Origin of the sequence: Azospirillum soli, from assembly GCF_017876165.1 — a bacterium.
Lineage (GTDB): Bacteria > Pseudomonadota > Alphaproteobacteria > Azospirillales > Azospirillaceae > Azospirillum > Azospirillum soli.
The window spans coordinates 14,882-31,856 of record NZ_JAGINQ010000031.1 but is presented as its reverse complement, the minus strand read 5'-3'; the positions used below and the strand labels follow the sequence as shown (position 1 = coordinate 31,856).

The following is a 16,975-nucleotide window of genomic DNA, read 5'->3' as shown; positions in this document are numbered from 1 at the left end:
CGATCCCGCGAGGAGGTGCCGCATGTGGCCGGACATTCCCTATCAGCCTTGGCGGGACACCTGCACCGCCCTGCACCTCTACACGCAGATCGTGGGCAAGTACCGTCTTGCGCGGACGCCCTGGGTGAACCATTCCTGGCACGCCACGCTCTATGTGAATGGACGGGGGCTGACGACCGGCCTGGTCCCCGACGGGCCGGGCGGCGTCGAGATCGCCTTCGACCTGATCGACCATGCGGTGGTGGGGTGTGCCACCGACGGCCGTTCCGGCCGCTTCGCCCTCGGCCCGACGACGGTCGCCGGCTTTCACACCCGCTTCATGGAGCTGCTCGCGTGGCTCGGGGCCACGCCTTGGCTGGACGGCCGTCCCAACGAGGTGCCCGACCCGGTGCCGTTCGCCGAGGACCGGATTGAACGTCCCTACGATGCGGATGCCGTGCGGCGGTTCTTTGGCGCTCTGGTGGCCGTTGACGGCGTGCTGAAGCGGTTCCGCACGGGATATCTCGGGAAGGTCAGCCCGGTGCATCTTTTCTGGGGAAGCTTTGACTTGGCGGTTACGCGCTTCTCCGGTGCCGCAGCGCCTCTTCACCCCGGCGGGATCCCGGCCTTGCCCGATGACGTCACCCGCGAGGCTTACAGCCACGAAGTGTCCTCGGCCGGCTTCTGGCCGGGCGGCGGGATGGTCGAGTATCCAGCCTTCTACTCCTATGCCTATCCGGCGCCCGAGGGCTTCGCCGAGGCCAGGGTCGAGCCGGAGGACGCGCGTTTCAACCGTGAACTCGGCGAGTTTCTGCTGCCCTACGATTCCGTGCGTCGGGCGGTTGATCCGGAGGCGACGTTGATGGCGTTTCTGGAGAGCACCTACCGCGCGGCGGCCGGCCTCGGCGGCTGGGAACGCGCACGTCTTGAATGCGCGCTCGGAGAACCACGTCGGCCACGCTCGCTGTGACGGTCCGCCGCTTCACGTATCGCCGTGGGGCGAGGAGGGCCGCCCCGAAGCGCCGCGAGCGCGCGAGATATCGCAACCAGCTTTCCAAGGTTCTCCGCTCAGAGTTTGAGTGCTCTCCTGTGATGCCCTGAACGGGTGGCGGCAACCGGGGGCGGGACCGCCAAAGGCCCGCTTGGGGCCGTGACGCCGCATCGGACTGGCGGAAACTGCCGTTTCAGCCCGGGCCTTGTGCGTTCGGAACCAACCGAGCCTCGCTCGGGTTCCTCTCCCGTCATGGTGCGGAGCACAATGGCTCCGCTCCGCTCACCCCACGCGGGAGACCAAGCATGACCGGAATCCGGGTTCACGACTCTCCCACGCGCGAGATTCGGCTTTCCAATCAACCGCATCGGCAGCAACGACGGTCGCGGCTGGGGACCGTTTTGGGTCTGTCCACCGCTGCCGTGGCCGCCACAGCCCTCTTCAACACCTACCGGGCACGCAAGGTCGAGCGCGAGCACCCGCCCAAGGGGCGATTCGTCACGGTGGACGGCGTCCGGCTCCATTACCTCGACCAGGGCGAGGGATCGCCGGTCGTCCTCATTCATGGCAACGTCGTGGATGCGGGAGATTGGGTTTTGAGCGGCGTCTTGGACCGAACCGCCACTCATCACCGTGTGATCGCTTTCGACCGCCCCGGCTTCGGACACAGCGGCCGGCCGCACGGCTCGATGTGGACGGCGGCCCATCAGGCCACGCTGCTGCGCCACGCCTTCCGCAAATTGGGGATCGAACGCCCGGTGGTCGTCGGACACTCCTGGGGGGCACTCGTTGCGTTGGAACTCGCCCTGAACCACCCGGACGCGGTCAGTGGTTTGGTCGTTCTATCCGGCTATTACGATGCCACGATCCGCTACGACGTGCCGCTCGTCGCGGTGTCGGCGGTTCCCGGTGTGGGCGATGTCATTCGGTACACCGTGTCGCCGGTTCTGGGAGCCGCCCTGTTGCCGCTGAACATCAAGGCTATGTTCTCGCCCCAACCCGTGCCGCCCCAGTTCAAACGCAATTTCCCATACGGTTTCCCAATCCGCCCTTGGCAGATCCGGGCCGAGTCGCAAGACGCCGTCACGATGATGCCGGCCGCGATCGACATGCACCAACGGTTTCGCAATCTGCATCTGCCAGTCTTCATCTTAGCCGGGACGGAAGACCGGATCGTGAGCCACGAAAGCCATGCCACTTGGCTCCACGACCAGATTCCCGGCAGCCGCCTGCAGTTGATCAACGGGGCTGGTCACATGGTCCACTATGCGCGTCCGCAGCAGGTCGCCGCCTGCATCGACGAAGTGGCCGCGGCTCGTCACCCAACTGAGGAAGTGCCGGCAGACGATGGCGTGGTCAATTACCCATAAATTCGCCGGGTCCGCACAGCTTCAATCCGGTGCTGTCCACCAGCAGGCGGATCGCACCGCCGCTGGCCCGTGACGCGGTCTTCCACGCCGTGTTCGCGTCTTCGGTGAACCACACGGTCAGGCTGCCACGCCGCCGCAACGCCGCATCGTATTCGGACGAGTTGGTCACGCGCCGCTTTGGTCGCGGGATATGATGGCGGCATTCGCCTTGTGCGGCATCAGGAAACCATCGGAGCAGCGGAACGGCGCCCCCTCCCTATCGCTGCCGACACCTCGATGCACCACGCTGGCACGGTGATAAACCGCATGACCAGCCTCGGCATGCCGGTCTCCCGAAAGGTCGCCTGAAGTCCGCGGGCAAGGGGCACAGCCTGTCCGCAATCCGATTTGCACAACAACGCTTATCGTTACGGCTGTGGATCCGTTCAGCAGCGCCGCATTCGCACTTTGTCGTGGTGACGAGTTGACGCTCTTGCGTTTTCCGGCCCGGGACGCTGCCAGGAAGCGTGCGAGCTAGGTCGGTCCTACAGGCCGCTGGAGGGAACCGTCGTTTCCGTGGCCGCGCTAGGGCCAAGAATGGCCCGCAAGCCTTCGAACGCTTTGTCGAGGACGCTCGCATCGGCCTCCGTCGGGTAGACCGCGTAGATGGGAAGGGCGAACGGATGGGCTTCGGGAACGATCTCCCCTATTCCCTGATCGATCAAGGGCTGGACCAAGCCGCGCGGAAAATGCCCGCTGCCACCGCATTGCCTCACATAGTCCAGCCCCAGCGTGCCGACGCCGATGGACAGCGGTGTGGACAATATTTCCGGATGCCGCAGGCGGATGTTGCGCTGGAACTCCTCTCCCCAGTCGATGTGGACATAATGCCCGCCCTCGGTTTGCGGATCGGCGGCGATGTTCAGCAGGACCAATTCCTCTTCCAGCAGCAAGCGCACCGTCAACCCCGGCACAGCGCGCGGCGAATAGAGAATGGTGAGGTCGAGCGTCCCATCCTGCAGACGCTGCAGCAGGTCATCCGCCAACCCGACTTCGCACCGCAGGGCGATGTCGCCGGCATTGCGCCGCATCCACGGGATCCAGCGGTTCAGCATGCGGTTCCACAAGCCGGCCTCGCTGCCGATGCGCAGCAACGCCCGGTGCCCGCGGGGAAGCGCCGCCTCTTGCCGGGCCTGTTCCCACAGGCGGACCATGGCGATGGCGTGGCGCTGGAACCGCACTCCGGCGGCGGTCAGCGTTGCACCATTCTTGTTCCGCACGAAGAGCTGGCAGCCGAGTTGCTCTTCCAACTGGCGGATGCGCGTGCTGACCGTCGACTGCGTCACATGCAGCCGTTCCGCCGCGGCCACGAAGCTGCCCGCCCTCGTCACCTCAAGGAAGGTGCGTGCCGTTTCCGTATCCATGCCACCTCACCACACACCGGGTATCGCGCTCCGACTGCGAGCCAGTGATATCGGAAACTTCGATGCAATTCATCGAACAAATTCGCTTTTCCTGCCTTTAGGCGCGACCTAGGCTTTGTGCAACCGACCCCGGAGAGAACCAGGGGCTTCCTCGGCTTCCGGTCCTGTCTTGCCCAATGGGGGGCGGGTCGGAAGCGCTCCCATCCCATGCACCGCGACAGCGGCCCTCACGGCGCAACGCCCGCAGTGCGTGCTTTTGACGGCAATAGGACTACGATCATGACCGATCTTGCGCCCACGACCCCCCTCGATCGCACGGCCAGCGATGCTTCCATGTACAGCACGGGCGACGATCTCGTTCGGATGTTCGTAAAAGCATCTCTGGTCTGGTGTGTCGCTGGCCTTGCCATGGGCGTCTGGGTGGCGCTGCTGCTCGTCTTTCCTTCCCTGAACCTTGGCTTGGAATGGACCAGCTTCGGCCGCATCCGGCCAATCCACACCGCCCTCGTCGTCTACGCCTTCACGGGCAATGCGCTGCTCGGGTCATCCTTCTTCGTGGCGCAACGCACCTGCCGCACAGCGTTGTGGGGCGGTCGCGACGTGCACCAGCTGCTGTTCTGGGGCTACCAGATCTTCATCGTTCTTGCCGTGTCCGGCTACGCGATGGGTGCCACGCAAGGCAAGGAGTATGCCGAGTTCGAGTGGTACACGGACCTGTTTCTGCTGGTCATCTGGTCGCTCTACTTCACCATCCTGGCGGCCACCGTCCGGCGACGCCGGGAGACACACATCTATGTCGCCATCTGGTTCTATTTGGCTTTCGCCATTGTCGTGGCCATGGTGCACACGGTCAACAACCTGTCGGTTCCTGTGTCCTTCACCGGTTCGAAAAGCTATCCGCTTTTTTCCGGCGTGCAGGATGCCATGCTGCAATGGTGGTTCGGGCACAACATCGTCGGCTTTTTCCTGACCGCCGGCGTGGTCGGCATGATGTACTACTTCGTGCCGAAGCAAGCCGAGCGGCCGGTCTATTCATACCGCCTGTCGATCGTGCATTTCTGGTCGCTGGTCTTCATCTATATTTGGGCCGGTCCGCACCACCTGCACTACACCGCTCTCCCGGACTGGGCGCAGACGCTGGGCATGACCTTCTCGGTGATGCTGTGGATGCCGTCGTGGGGCGGCATGATCAACGGCATCATGACCCTGTCGGGGGCCTGGGATAAGCTGCGCACCGACCCAGTCCTGCGTTTCCTTGTCACGTCGGTGGCCTTCTACGGCATGTCGACCTTCGAGGGCCCGCTGATGGCGATCAAGGCGGTCAACGCGCTGTCGCACTACACCGACTGGACCGTCGGTCACGTGCACTCCGGCGCGCTGGGCTGGGTGGCCTTCATGGTGTTCGGTTCCCTCTACCACCTCGTTCCGCGTCTCTGGAAGCGGGAACGGCTCTATTCGCTGCCTCTCGTCAGCCTGCATTACTGGACCGCGAGCCTTGGCATCGTGCTCTATATCACCGCCATGTGGGTGTCGGGCATCATGCAGGGCCTGATGTGGCGTGCCCACGACAGCCTCGGTTTCCTGCAGTACTCGTTCGTTGAGACGGTCACGGCCATGCACCCGTTCCATGCGATCCGCGCGGCTGGCGGGGCGCTGTTCCTCGCGGGCGCCTTGATCATGGTCTACAATCTCGTGCGCACCATGCGCGGCGATACGGCTGAGGAACGTGGACGGACCCGCCGCACGCCAGCCGTGCAAGCGGCAGCCCATTGACGGAAGATCCAGCCATGGTCTTCCGGAGCACCCGCAAAAGAGGGCTGGAACGAGCGTGCCCCGGGCATTTTCCCGCCTCATGGGCGCTGGGGCGGTTGTCCAGAGCCTAGACCCGCCCGCTTCGGAACGGCAATGCGCTCTACGCCTGCAAGGGCCTAAGCCGACCCTTTCATCCGTCTGTCTGACTTAGAACCGCCTTTGAGCTTTGCGCTCAGACCTTTCGCCACCTCCGGGAGAACGAGGAGAATGAATTGTAAGAGAAGGCATCCGCTGCGCCGTTGGATGATCATCCTCTCCAAGAAACATCGGGTCCGCCGTCACATCGCCCTCTTCAGGCCCATTCTTCCGGGGGCCAATCTCCAAGACCGTCTCGTCGCCTGCTGCGGTGCCCTGCTTGGCATCGCCCTGACCGGACTTCTGTGCCACAACCTGCTGTCCAGCCTGTCGGTCGCGCCGGCCCTGGTCGCACCGATGGGGGCGTCGGCCGTGCTGCTGTTCGCAGTGCCGGCCAGTCCGCTGGCCCAGCCCTGGCCGATCATCGGCGGCAACACTCTGTCGGCGCTGGTCGGCGTCCTGATCGCGGCGGTGATTCCCGACCCGATGGTCGCCGGGGCGGTGGCGGTGGCGCTCGCCATCGTGGCGATGTCCCTGACGCGCTGCCTGCACCCGCCGGGCGGCGCCGCGGCGCTGACCGCCGTGTTGGGCGGGCCGGCGGTGGCGACCTCGGGCCTCGGCTTCGCCTTCTTCCCGGTCGCCGTCAATTCGGTCCTGCTGGTCGCCGCCGGCTGGCTGTTCCACCGCTACTCCGGCCATTCCTACCCGCACGTCCCGGCGATAAGGCCGGCCACCCCGCAACCGGCCAGCGGGTCGCCGCAGCCGCAGCTGCGCGGGGGCGTCACGGCGTCGGATGTGGATGACGCGATCCAGAAGCTCGGCGAAGCGCTGGACGTCAGCCGGGAGGATCTGGGCATGCTGCTGGCGCAGGCGGAACTGAACGCCATGGAGCGGCTGCACGCCGAAGTCGCCTGCCGCGACGTGATGTCCACCGGCGTGGTCGCGGTCACCGCCAATTCGTCGCCCGACATCGCCCGCGCGCAGCTGATCGCGCACGCCTTCCACGCCCTGCCCGTGGTGGACGAGCGCAACGTCGTGGTCGGAGCGGTCGGCCACGCGCAGCTGGCCCAGGGCGGCGCGCGCGTCGCCGACGTCATGGCGTCGGCGCGGCTCGAAGCGCCGGACACGCCGGCTTTCAAGCTTCTCGGCGACCTTTCCGAGGGACGGACGCGCGAAGTCATGATCGTGGACGACGACGGCAAGCTGTTGGGTGTCATCACGCAGACGGACCTGTTGATGGTCCTGGCGCGCAGCGCTCTTTCACACTCTGTACCGGGAGAGAGCCAACCACGCGGTGGGTCAGCGCCGCTGATGAAGCGTCAGCATGGTCGCGATGCTGCATCAGCCCAGATGAAACTGAGCGAGTTACAATGAAGGGGCGTTCAGCATGACGACTGCGCTGCTCGCCACTGCTCACGTCCGGCAGGGGGCGTGTCGCCGCAGCCGGTTTGCAAACTCACGACCGAACGTCTGACCCCACTGGTGCGCCGTCTCGTGGCTGACGGTGATGCCGCGCGCCGCCAGCATTTCCTCGACCATCCGCAGACTCAGCGGTAACCGGTTTAGCGGGAGTCGGGACGCGTCGTCATGGTTGCCCTATACCGATCCCGTCGGCCATCGACCAGCCTGAACTTGACGGTTACCAGAGCGAGCCATCCGAAGGAACGTTCCATGGTCCTGCAGATTCCGGCTGGGATGGAGGTCCCCTTACGTCCTCCGGCAACCGGCTCGATGGTGATGCCGAGCACCGCGCCGGCTTTGGACAGGCGTTCGCTCCGGTCACCGAGGTCGCCCAGAGCCGGCCCTTGGAAGCCTTGCCCGGCAAGTCGACGCAGGACCGGGACGATGCCTGTGGTGTCGTGGACATTGGCCGGCGCGGTATCAATGGCCAGAGGAATGCCGTACTTGTCCACGCTGATGTGGACCTTCACGCCGAAGCCCTTCTTGCCGCCGGCGACACCACGCGCAAAGCAGCTGGGAGCCGAGCGGCAGGTGCGGCTTGCGGGCGAACCGCGTGTACAACGTGCCGAAAGGCAGGCCCGAGAGCGGGGCGATGGCGCGCCACAGCATGCGGCCGAATCCCACGCACCAAATGGCCATGATCGCTTTGCGCAACGATGCGACCGTCAGGGTCGGCTTCGGCCCAGAACGCGCCGGCCGGGACGTCCCCGCTACAAACATGTTCTTAATACGCATCGTCCCCGCTGCTGGAATGGAGGCTCGCGGGTTGCGGCGGCGATATGACGGTACACATATTCTGCACCTGACCTCCCTGTCTCCATTGTCCACATTCTTGCTGATCTGCCACGACATGACGATTGCCGAATGAGCACTGAGCCCTTCGCTCCTACCGCCCCCGACATCTTCGCCGGAGGCGGCGCGATGGGGGCGCGTATGCTTGCCTGCGACTGGACACGGTCGCCCCTGGGACCGCCTGAAGCTTGGTCACAGTCATTGCGCACGGTGGTGAACCTGATCCTCACGTCCCGCTTCCCGATGTTCGCGGTCTGGGGACCGGACCTCACCTTCCTTTACAACGACAGCTATCGTCCCATCCTCGGCAACAAACCCGAGGCGCTGGGCCGTCCCTTCGCCGAGGTCTGGGCCGACATCTGGGATGATCTCACCCCGCTGGTCGAGCGCGCGCTGGCCGGCGAGGCGACCTTCCACGAGGATCGCCTGCTGGTGATGGAGCGCCATGGGTATCGGGAGGAGACCTACTTCACCTTCTCCTACAGCCCGATCCGGGACGAGTCCGGCCGCGTCGCCGGCATGTTCTGCGCGTGCACCGAAACCACCGCGACGGTGATCGCCGAACGACAGCAGGCATTCCGGCTCGACCTGGAACGCCAGTTGCGTGACCTTGCCCATCCCAGGGAGGTCATCGCCGCCGCCGCCGAGCGGCTGGGTCGACATCTGAACGTGGCGCAGGTGGGATACGCCGAGATTGATGGCGGCGGGGAGTTCATCACCATCGGGCACGACTGGGGCGACGGCCGCATCCCCAGCGTTGTCGGGCATCATCGGCTCGCCGACTTCGGCGACGCCCTCATCGCGCCGCTGCGACGCGGCGAGAGCTTCGCCGTGTCGGATGTGAGCACGGACGACCGCACCGTCGCGGCAGCCTTCGACGCGCTGGGCATCCGGGCCGTGCTGGCCGTGCCGCTGGTCAAAGAGGGGCAACTGGTAGCCACGCTCTTCGTCCATCACCCGGAACCCCGGATGTGGAGCGTGGCCGAACTGACCCTGACCGCCGAGGTGGCCCAACGCACCGGGTCGGCGGTGGAACGGGCGCGTGCGGAGATGGCGTTGCGCGAAAGCGAAGCACGCTTTCGCGATATGGCCGACAATGCGCCGGTGATGATCTGGGTCACCGAACCGGACGGCCAATGCAGCTACCTGAACAGGCCTTGGTACGAGTTTACCGGCCAAGCGCCGGGTCTCGGACAAGGCCTCGGCTGGATTGATGCCATCCATCCCGAAGACCGTGCCGCGGCAGAACGAAGCTTTCTCGACGCCAACGCGCGGCAGCACTCCTATCGCACCGAATTCCGTCTGCGCCGCGCCGACGGCTCCTGGCGTTGGGCGCTTGACGCCGCAGCGCCACGCTTCCACGCCGACGGCCAGTTCCTTGGCTATGTGGGCTCCGTCATCGACATCACAGACATCCGCGAGGCCGAGCAGGCCGTGCGCGCCGGCGAGGAGCGGCTCCGCCTAATCGCCAACCTGACTCCAGCGTTCATCTGGTTTGCCCACCCTGACGGGTCGCTGCACCATTTCAACGACCGTTGGTACGCGTACACCGGACAGACACCCGCGGAAGCGCTGCCCGACGGCTGGATCGCGATGCTGCACCCCGACGACGTGGAACGCACCGCGGCGCAGTGGGATGACGCGCGCGCCCGCGGGCACCTGTACGAGATCGAGGTGCGCTACCGCCGCCGCGACGGCGAATACCGGTGGTTTCTGGCGCGCGCCGAGCCGCTGCGCGATGGGGCCGGGCGGATCACCGGCTGGTTTGGCTCCAGCACCGACATCCACGAGCGCAAGATGGCTGAAGAGGCGCTTCAGCGGCTCAACGCCACGTTGGAAGTCCGCGTCGCCGAGGAGACCGCCGAGCGCGAACGAGCTCAGGTGGCCCTGTTGCAAGCGCAGAAGACCGAAGCGCTCGGCCAGATGACGGGAGGCGTGGCGCACGACTTCAACAACCTCCTCCAGGCCCTCTCCGGTTGTCTGGCGATGATCGAGCGCCGGGCGGCTGACGCCCCGATCCAGCCGCTGCTGGACGCCGGGCGGCAGGCTGTGGACCGGGGGGCCAAGCTGGTGCAGCAGTTGATGGCTTTCGCCCGCCGCCAAGCGTTGCGGCCCGAGGCGGTGGACCTGCGCGACCGGGTGCTTGGCATGTCCGATCTGCTGACCCGGGCGTTGCGCGCGGACATCCGGTTGGAAACCAATTTTGCCAGCGGCCTGTGGCCGGTGGAAGTTGACCCGACCCAGCTGGAGTTGGCCCTGCTCAACCTGTCGGTCAACGCCCGCGACGCCATGCCGACAGGCGGGGCGCTTACCATGCGGGCAGCCAACGTCTCGCTCGCCGCCGATCACCCAAGCGGGCTGATGGGTGATTTCGTGCGGCTGACGGTGTCGGACACCGGCACCGGGATGCCTCCCGACATCCAAGCGCGGGCCTTCGACCCGTTCTTCACCACCAAGGAGGTCGGCAAGGGCTCCGGCCTTGGCTTGTCGCAGGTCTATGGCTTCGCCCAGCATTCGGGCGGCACCGCGTGGATCGAGTCCGTGGAGGGTGGCGGCACCTGGGTGCATCTCCTCCTGCCTCGCTCTCTCGGCGTTCCGGTGTCGGAAAGCAAGCAGCGCTCCTCTTCCTTGGCCGAACCGATCCGAAGCGGACGCGTGCTGGTGGTGGAGGACGATCCCATCGTCGCCATGACGGTCGCGACCGCGCTGGAGGACGCCGGGTTCACGGTGATCCGCGCGGCGACCGGGGATGAGGCGCTTCCCCTGCTCGCAGAAGGCGGCGTGGACCTTTTGTTCAGCGACGTGGTCATGCCCGGCAGCATAAGCGGCGTGGAACTGGCGCGTGAAGCGCAACGCCGCTATCCCAATCTACCGATCGTGTTGGCAACCGGCTACAGCGAGGAGATCGCTCGTGCCACCGGCGTGAAGGTACTGCCCAAACCCTATCGGATCGACCTCCTGATCCATGAGCTCAATGCAATGCTGACCGATGCCGGACAGACACGCCGGACTGAGTGAGGTCGCGCCTGGACTCTGGGCGAGCTGACGGCATAGCTGGGCCCTGGAGGCCCCTTTGTACAACGGAGAAGGCGGCTTCTGGCGAAAAGCCGGCCAAGGTGCCGGCAGATTGCTGCTGTGCCGACTGCAAGGGGCCAGCGGGCCGAGGCCCCTCATGCTAGGCTGGGTTCCGGCATCGGGATGAGCTTGGTGGCGCCGCGGCGGCTTGCGCGCCGTCAATGAACGCCAAGCACGTGTCCAGCTGCGTCAAGGATGAGAACGACTTCGCGGCTGCGGTGTCGAAAGGTCACCCGAGTGTTTCCCAGATCATCTCCCGTGCCCATTTCATGGATTTGAAACACGAGGTTGTCGCGCAGCCCGGCCATAAGCCCCTCCGGAGGTAGGCCGAGCAAGGCCGCGACCGGTGCGGCATCGAAAACGACAGCCCCCTCAGCGTCAACGTCAGCAATTTTGCGTCCAAGCAGTTCGGCTGAGCCGATCCGGTCGATGTCTCTCATGATCGGTCTTCCTGTGATGACGGCAATAGTGTGCGCTCATCCGGACCACCGGACGCGCCTTTCCCGTGGCTGTAGGCCTGCGCCAGGGTGGCGTCCTGTGCCGGCGTGAGCACGGCATCGACGGCGCCGAGCAGCGCCGTCTCCTCCTTCTGGATGTGCAGAACGAGGCCGTCGATCAGCTCGCGGCCAAAATGACGGAAGACGGGCCAGCTTTCCTCATCGAAGCCTTCGCGCAGAGCCAGGGCACACAGGCGGGCGAGGCGTTGGGCAAGAGGGCGCAGAGTTTCATGGTCGGCCAACAGGTCGGCCGTCATCTCGTAGGCGCCAGCAGCGGCGATGGGCGGGAAAAGGAACTCTTCCTCCAGCATGAAATGCCGTTCAAGGCTCTGGCCCAGCTCTGTGCCAAGGGTGGCGAGCAGAGCGCGGTCCTCCGGACCAAGGGGTGGAATGTGATCCTCCGTGGTGCGCTCGATGCAGGCTTCGAAGGTGTTCAGAAGGTCGATGGTGCGGTGATGGTCGTCGTGAAGGAGCTGACCGGTCTGGCTTTCGGTGTGCATGTCACGAAGTCTCGTGAAAAGGTATCAAGCGGGGTGCCAACCCAGCGCGCCGGCGGCGTGAATCGCCAGGATCAGAAGGCCGACCACCAGCAGATAGGCGGTCAGGCCGGTTCGCCAGCACCGCCGGGCGCGGTGCAGCTCCATGTAGTGGAGGAGGATCTGGCGCCCCTTCGCCACCGCGATGCTCAACAGGGCCGCGGCCACGGCAATCCCGAAAGCCGGCCCGTGCTCACCGTCGGCCAGCGGCAGCGCGGCCAGTGACAGGGCGATCAGAATGCCCCAGGCGCGAAAAAGGACGATCATGGATTGGGTCATCGCCAGCCTCCTCAGCGCATTAAGTAGAGAAGCGGGAAGAGCACGACCCACACGAGGTCGAGCATGTGCCAGAAGGCCGCTCCGGTCTCCAGATTTTCCACGCTGTCGTGCCACGCCACGATCAGCAGCAGCAGGATGCCCATGACCACGTGCAGCGCGTGGAATCCGGTCAGCAGGAAGTACAGGGTGTAGAAACCGCCGCTGTCGAGCGAATGGCCGGCCTCGAAGGCCGCCGCATACTCCACGCCCTTGATGGCGAGGAACAGCGCCCCCACCGTCGCCGCCGCGACGAACAGCCCCCGCGCCCGGAACCGCCAGCCCCCACGGGCCAGCGACACACCCAAGGCAGCCAGGAAGCCGCTGGTCACCAGGACGATGGTGTTGATGCCGCCCAGCATCGGGCTGAGATGGGCCTGCCCGGCGGCGAAGCCGGCCGGATCGAACAGCCGCGCCACGGCGAACCCGACGAAGCCGACGCCGAAGACCGCCAGTTCGCTCAGGATCAGGATCCAGATCATCGGATGGCCGGGCAGGCCCACGAACGGGTCCGACCCCGCATCCGTGTCCGCATCGATGATGATGTCCGCCGTCGTCATGCCTCTGCCGCCCCCAGTCTTTTGGTTGCCGACATCCTAGGCGCCGCGCTGGGTGGCGTCTTTGCGCCGGAGCAAGCTCCGCGGGATTGGCGCCCGTGAAGGGCGGCCGTTACGGTGAGCACCGCGAAGAGCAGGATGGCTGCGCCGTTGCGGATATCCTATCGTCGCTCTCGTCGTCGGCTATCCGTGGGGGGCGGCGGTTCCAGGTGGTAAGGCTGACCAACCGCGGATCGTCGGCGTGGTCCACCAACATGCGTCGGACCCGCTCTTGCCATAGGCTGCGGAAACGCACGGCGTTGGTGCATGGAGGCGCTGCTGGAGCAGTTAGCGGGGGCTGACGTGCCATGTCGACGGGCGGCCCCGTCGTTCTGATCGCCGCGCCCACCATACCCTTCAAGCACAAGTCCGCAGCCAGAGACGCGGAGGGCCAAGAGACCGGCCGCCCGCCTCCGTGCACCAACGCCAGACAGCGAACAATGTCAGCCCTGCGCGTCATGCAGCCGCCGGTAGACGCCGCCGCGAATAAGCTGATCGTGCGGTCCCTCGGCCAGGATGCCGCCATCGCCGACCACCACGATCCGGTCGGCGTCCCGAATGGTGGTCAGCCGGTGTGCGATGACCAGCGACGTCCGGCCCTGCGCCAATTCCTGCAGGGACGCCTGGATCGCCCGCTCCGTCTCGGTGTCCAGGGCCGAGGTCGCCTCGTCCAGGATCAGGATCGGCGGGTTCTTCAGGAAGATGCGTGCGATCGCCACCCGTTGCTTCTGGCCGCCGGACAGCTTGACCCCTCGTTCGCCGACGATCGTGTCCAGGCCATCGGGGCAGTCGGCGATCAGCCCGTCCAGGCGGGCGCGGCGGGCGGCTTCCAGGATCTCCGCCTCGCTGGCGTCGAGCCGGCCATAGGCGATGTTGTCGCGCAGGGTGCCGGCGAACAGGAACACGTCCTGCTGCACGATGCCGATCTGCCGGCGCAGCGAATCCAGCGTCAGGTCACGGATGTCGTGGCCATCGATGGTGATGCGGCCCCGCGTCACGTCGTAAAAGCGCGGCAGCAACGACAGCAGCGTCGTTTTCCCGGCTCCCGAGGTGCCGACGAAGGCGACGGTTTCCCCGGCGCGGATCGACAGGGAGACGTCCTCCAGCACCGGCCGGTCGGGGTCGTAACCGAAGCTGACCTCCTCGAACGTGATGTCGCCCTTGAAAGGCGCCGCCGTCACGGCGCCGGGACGGTCCACGATCTCCGGCTCGATGGCGAGGAAGTCGCAGTAGCGGCGAAAGCCGGCGATCCCCTTGGGATAATTCTCGATCACCGCCGCGATGCGCTCCAGCGGCTGGTAGAAGACGTTGATCAGCAGCAGGAAGCCGACAAATCCGCCGATGGTCAGTTCGCCTTCGTAGACGAACCAGGTGCCGGCGACCAGCACCACCACCTGCACCAGCCGCATGCCCAGGTAGTTCAGCCCGAGGCTCAGCGCCATGATGCGGTAGCCGTTCAGCTTGGCCTGCCGGTAGCGGGTGTTGTCCTGGGCGAACAGCGAGCGTTCATGGGATTCGTTGGCGAAGGCGCGGACCACGCGGGCACCGCCGACCACCTCCTCGATCCGGGCGTTGAAGGCGCCGACCCGCTCGAACTGGGCATGCCAGTTGGCCGTCATGTCGCGGCCGAAACGCAGGATCAGCACCATCACCACCGGCACGATCAGCAGCGTCAGCAGGGCGAGTTGCACATGCACCGACAGCATCAGGGCGAGCGCACCGAGGAAGGTCACCACCGCGATGAACACGTCCTCCGGCCCGTGGTGGGCAAGCTCGCCGATTTCCTCCAGGTCCTTGGTCAGGCGGGCGACCAGATGGCCGGTCTTCTGCCCGTCGAAGAAGCGCAGCGGCATCCGTTGCAGATGATCGAAGGCACGGCGGCGCATCTCCGTCTCGATCTCGATGCCCAGCAGATGACCCCAATAGGTAACGGTCGCGATCAGCCCGGTGTTGGCCAGATAGACCAGCAGCAGGCCGAAGCTGGCCAGCAGGATCATGCCCCAGTCGCCGCCGGGCAGCAGCCGGTCCACGTAGGCGGTCACCGCGAAGGGAAAGCCGAGCGACAGCAGGCCGGACAGAACCGCCCCGCCGAAATCGACCACGAACAGCCCCTTATGGGGGCGGTAGTAGCTGAAGAATTCCTTCAACACGGTTGGGGGCCTCTGGTTGCGCTGGTCCTGGCCGCGCCCCCGGTCGGGTTGGGCGGCCATCATTGTGACGCGCGGGGAGGGGGGGCCTCGCAAAAATTCACGCCGGATAATTTACCCCGGCAAGAGCCGCGCCGACGCTCCGGATCAGGCGCGGTCGGCGCGCGCCATGGCGTCGAGGAAATGCCCCATCGCCAGCTTCATATCGTTGAACACGGTCCCCTGCGAGACGCCGAGATGGGCCGCGATCTGCGGATAGGACATGCCCTCCACCCGGTTCAGCAACCAAACCCGGCGGGCGCGGTCGGGCAGGGCGTCCATGGCCCCCATGAACTGCGTCAGCCGCTCGCGGTGAAGCAGGCGGTCCTCCACCGAAGGGGAATTGCAGGCGACCTCCAGCGGATCGACGCCTCCCGAGGCCGGGGCCTCAAACCGATTCTGGGTCCGGCGGCGGCGGATATGGTCGAGGGCGAGGTTCTGGACGGTGCGGTGGAGGAAAGCCGCGATGTTGTCGATCGGCTCCTTCTGCGCCGCGTTGCAGGCCCTGAGATAGCTCTCCTGGATCACGTCTTCCGCAGTCGGCATGTCGCGGACGATCCGCAAGGCCCGGCCCAGCAGCGATTGGCGGTGATCCAAATAGATGGCGGTCAGACTTGTGGGCATGGTCGGCCTATCCGTCGCGCTGTGCGCTTCCTGGAGTCGCAGAAATTGATAATCATTCTCATTTGGTGATGTCAAGCCGGCCCGAGTGCCGATCAGCGCTATTTGTGGTCGTCCCGATCTCGAACGTCTAAAATGCAAGACCAGGCTGACAGACGGCGGGCGAAGCGGGTGACGCAGGACAGGGCAGACGGAAAAAAGCCGGAGGAAGCCTACCGGCATGCAGACCCGGTGACCGATGCGGCGCTCGACTGGTTCGTCCGGCTGCTCGACGCTCCGGCCGACCCGGACACGCTGGCCGGCTACCGGGCCTGGCGACAGAGCGACCCGCGCAACGCCGAGGCGTTCGACCGGCTGGCCGAGGTCGGCGGCATGGCGGAATTGCGCACCGCGACCCTGACGCATCGTCCGGCGAACCCGATGCCGCGTCGGCAGCCGCGGCGGGCGTGGCTGGGCGCGATGGTGGCGGCCGTGCTGCTGGCCGTTGTTGGAGCGCACCTCTACCCTGACCTCAGGATCCGCTGGGAAGCCGACCACCGCACCGGCACCGGCGAACGGCGGGAGGTGACACTGCCCGACGGCTCCCGCCTGATCCTGGACAGCGACAGCGCCGTGGCGCTGGGATTCGGCCATGGTGAGCGCCGGGTGGCCTTGATGCGCGGGCGCGCCTATTTCGACGTTGTCCGCGATCCCGCCCGCCCATTCCGCGTCGCTGCCGGCTTCAGCACGGTCGAGGTGACGGGGACCGCCTTCACCGTACAGTCGGACCAGCGCGAGGATTCCATTTTCCTGGAGCGCGGGCGGGTGGTGGTCAGCCGGCGGGGCGATCCGGGGCAGCTAATGACCCTTGCGCCCGGTGACCGGCTGACCGCGACGGCGCTTGGCCTGACCATGCAGCACCGCGCCGATCCGGTGGCGGCGCTGTCGTGGCGGGACGGCCGCTATGCCTTCCACAACGAGCGGTTCGCCACGGTGGTCGAGACGCTGCGGCGCTATCACCCCGCGCCGATCCTGCTGCTGGACGACCGCATCGCGTCGGAGCCGGTCAGCGGCAACTACCGGCTGGACGACCCGACCGGTGCGCTGGCCGCTCTAGCCGGCATTGTCGGCGCGCGGATGACCGTGCTGCCGGCCGGCATCATCGTCCTGCGCTGAGAATCATTCGCAACTTTTTTTGTGAGGTCCCGCGACCCCGGACGTCTGGCGAACAGGGGGGCAGGCTCGGCGGCCTGCGATTGCATCCCCCGCGCCAGCCTATGACGGGAG

General features: G+C 66.1%; 15 protein-coding genes and 2 pseudogenes. 7 read left to right on the top strand and 10 right to left on the bottom strand.

The window, feature by feature from the left end:
• Positions 1-22 precede the first annotated feature (22 nt).
• Together J2852_RS28235 and J2852_RS28230 are read left to right on the top strand one after the other, a co-directional pair.
• The gene (locus tag J2852_RS28235) at positions 23-949 is read left to right on the top strand and encodes a DUF5996 family protein (protein WP_209882133.1); all 927 of its coding nucleotides are present in this window, start codon (positions 23-25) and stop codon (positions 947-949) included.
• A 326-nt stretch (positions 950-1,275) separates the two neighbouring features.
• Positions 1,276-2,340 (top strand): alpha/beta fold hydrolase, encoded by a 1,065-nt coding sequence (locus tag J2852_RS28230; protein WP_209882131.1) that lies wholly within the window; start codon positions 1,276-1,278, stop codon positions 2,338-2,340.
• Here the strand turns inward: J2852_RS28230 and J2852_RS28225 are convergent.
• Together J2852_RS28225 and J2852_RS32160 are read right to left on the bottom strand one after the other, a co-directional pair.
• Complete coding sequence (locus J2852_RS28225; protein ID WP_209882129.1) at positions 2,327-2,509, bottom strand: hypothetical protein; 183 nt, start codon at positions 2,507-2,509, stop codon at positions 2,327-2,329. The genes J2852_RS28230 and J2852_RS28225 overlap by 14 nt on opposite strands.
• A gap of 355 nt (positions 2,510-2,864) precedes the next feature.
• A complete protein-coding gene (locus J2852_RS32160; RefSeq protein WP_209882127.1) occupies positions 2,865-3,743 on the bottom strand; it encodes a LysR family transcriptional regulator in 879 nt (292 codons plus the stop codon).
• 333 nt (positions 3,744-4,076) lie between these two features.
• On the opposite strand from J2852_RS32160, the gene ccoN reads away from it, so the two are divergent.
• Together ccoN and J2852_RS28210 are read left to right on the top strand one after the other, a co-directional pair.
• Positions 4,077-5,516 carry a cytochrome-c oxidase, cbb3-type subunit I gene (ccoN, locus tag J2852_RS28215; protein WP_211112374.1) on the top strand — a complete coding sequence of 480 codons (1,440 nt, stop codon included), beginning with the start codon at positions 4,077-4,079 and terminating at the stop codon, positions 5,514-5,516.
• A 282-nt stretch (positions 5,517-5,798) separates the two neighbouring features.
• A complete protein-coding gene (locus J2852_RS28210; protein WP_246500046.1) occupies positions 5,799-7,004 on the top strand; it encodes an HPP family protein in 1,206 nt (401 codons plus the stop codon).
• 45 nt (positions 7,005-7,049) lie between these two features.
• Here J2852_RS28210 and J2852_RS31800 read toward each other — a convergent pair.
• Positions 7,050-7,190 (bottom strand): annotated as a pseudogene (locus J2852_RS31800) (IS6 family transposase); the annotation flags it as partial.
• Positions 7,191-7,192: 2 nt separating this feature from the next.
• A pseudogene (locus J2852_RS28205) lies at positions 7,193-7,579 on the bottom strand (transposase); the annotation flags it as partial.
• A 65-nt stretch (positions 7,580-7,644) separates the two neighbouring features.
• Here J2852_RS28205 and J2852_RS28200 point away from each other — a divergent pair.
• Together J2852_RS28200 and J2852_RS28195 are read left to right on the top strand one after the other, a co-directional pair.
• Complete coding sequence (locus J2852_RS28200; RefSeq protein ID WP_209882120.1) at positions 7,645-7,959, top strand: hypothetical protein; 315 nt, start codon at positions 7,645-7,647, stop codon at positions 7,957-7,959.
• A gap of 134 nt (positions 7,960-8,093) precedes the next feature.
• Positions 8,094-10,901: a PAS domain S-box protein gene (locus J2852_RS28195; RefSeq protein ID WP_343206838.1), complete on the top strand. Its 2,808-nt coding sequence runs from the start codon at positions 8,094-8,096 to the stop codon at positions 10,899-10,901.
• A 215-nt stretch (positions 10,902-11,116) separates the two neighbouring features.
• Here the strand turns inward: J2852_RS28195 and J2852_RS28190 are convergent, their stop codons facing one another.
• From J2852_RS28190 to J2852_RS28165, 6 genes are all read right to left on the bottom strand, one after another.
• Positions 11,117-11,398: a DUF6522 family protein gene (locus J2852_RS28190; RefSeq protein ID WP_209882116.1), complete on the bottom strand. Its 282-nt coding sequence runs from the start codon at positions 11,396-11,398 to the stop codon at positions 11,117-11,119.
• Positions 11,395-11,955, bottom strand: a complete 561-nt coding sequence (locus J2852_RS28185) for a hemerythrin domain-containing protein (protein WP_209882114.1) — start codon at positions 11,953-11,955, stop codon at positions 11,395-11,397. Before J2852_RS28185 ends, J2852_RS28190 begins: the two co-directional genes overlap by 4 nt.
• Before the next feature lie 24 nt (positions 11,956-11,979).
• On the bottom strand, positions 11,980-12,270 hold the full coding sequence (locus tag J2852_RS28180; protein WP_209882112.1) for a cytochrome C oxidase subunit IV family protein: 291 nt from the start codon (positions 12,268-12,270) through the stop codon (positions 11,980-11,982).
• Positions 12,271-12,281: 11 nt separating this feature from the next.
• Positions 12,282-12,866 carry a cytochrome c oxidase subunit 3 gene (locus J2852_RS28175; RefSeq protein WP_209882110.1) on the bottom strand — a complete coding sequence of 195 codons (585 nt, stop codon included), beginning with the start codon at positions 12,864-12,866 and terminating at the stop codon, positions 12,282-12,284.
• 479 nt (positions 12,867-13,345) lie between these two features.
• Complete coding sequence (locus tag J2852_RS28170; protein WP_209882108.1) at positions 13,346-15,052, bottom strand: ABC transporter ATP-binding protein; 1,707 nt, start codon at positions 15,050-15,052, stop codon at positions 13,346-13,348.
• Positions 15,053-15,196: 144 nt separating this feature from the next.
• On the bottom strand, positions 15,197-15,712 hold the full coding sequence (locus J2852_RS28165; protein WP_209882107.1) for an RNA polymerase sigma factor: 516 nt from the start codon (positions 15,710-15,712) through the stop codon (positions 15,197-15,199).
• Between the two features lie 168 nt (positions 15,713-15,880).
• On the opposite strand from J2852_RS28165, the gene J2852_RS28160 reads away from it, so the two are divergent.
• Positions 15,881-16,864: a FecR family protein gene (locus J2852_RS28160; protein WP_209882105.1), complete on the top strand. Its 984-nt coding sequence runs from the start codon at positions 15,881-15,883 to the stop codon at positions 16,862-16,864.
• Positions 16,865-16,975 lie beyond the last annotated feature (111 nt).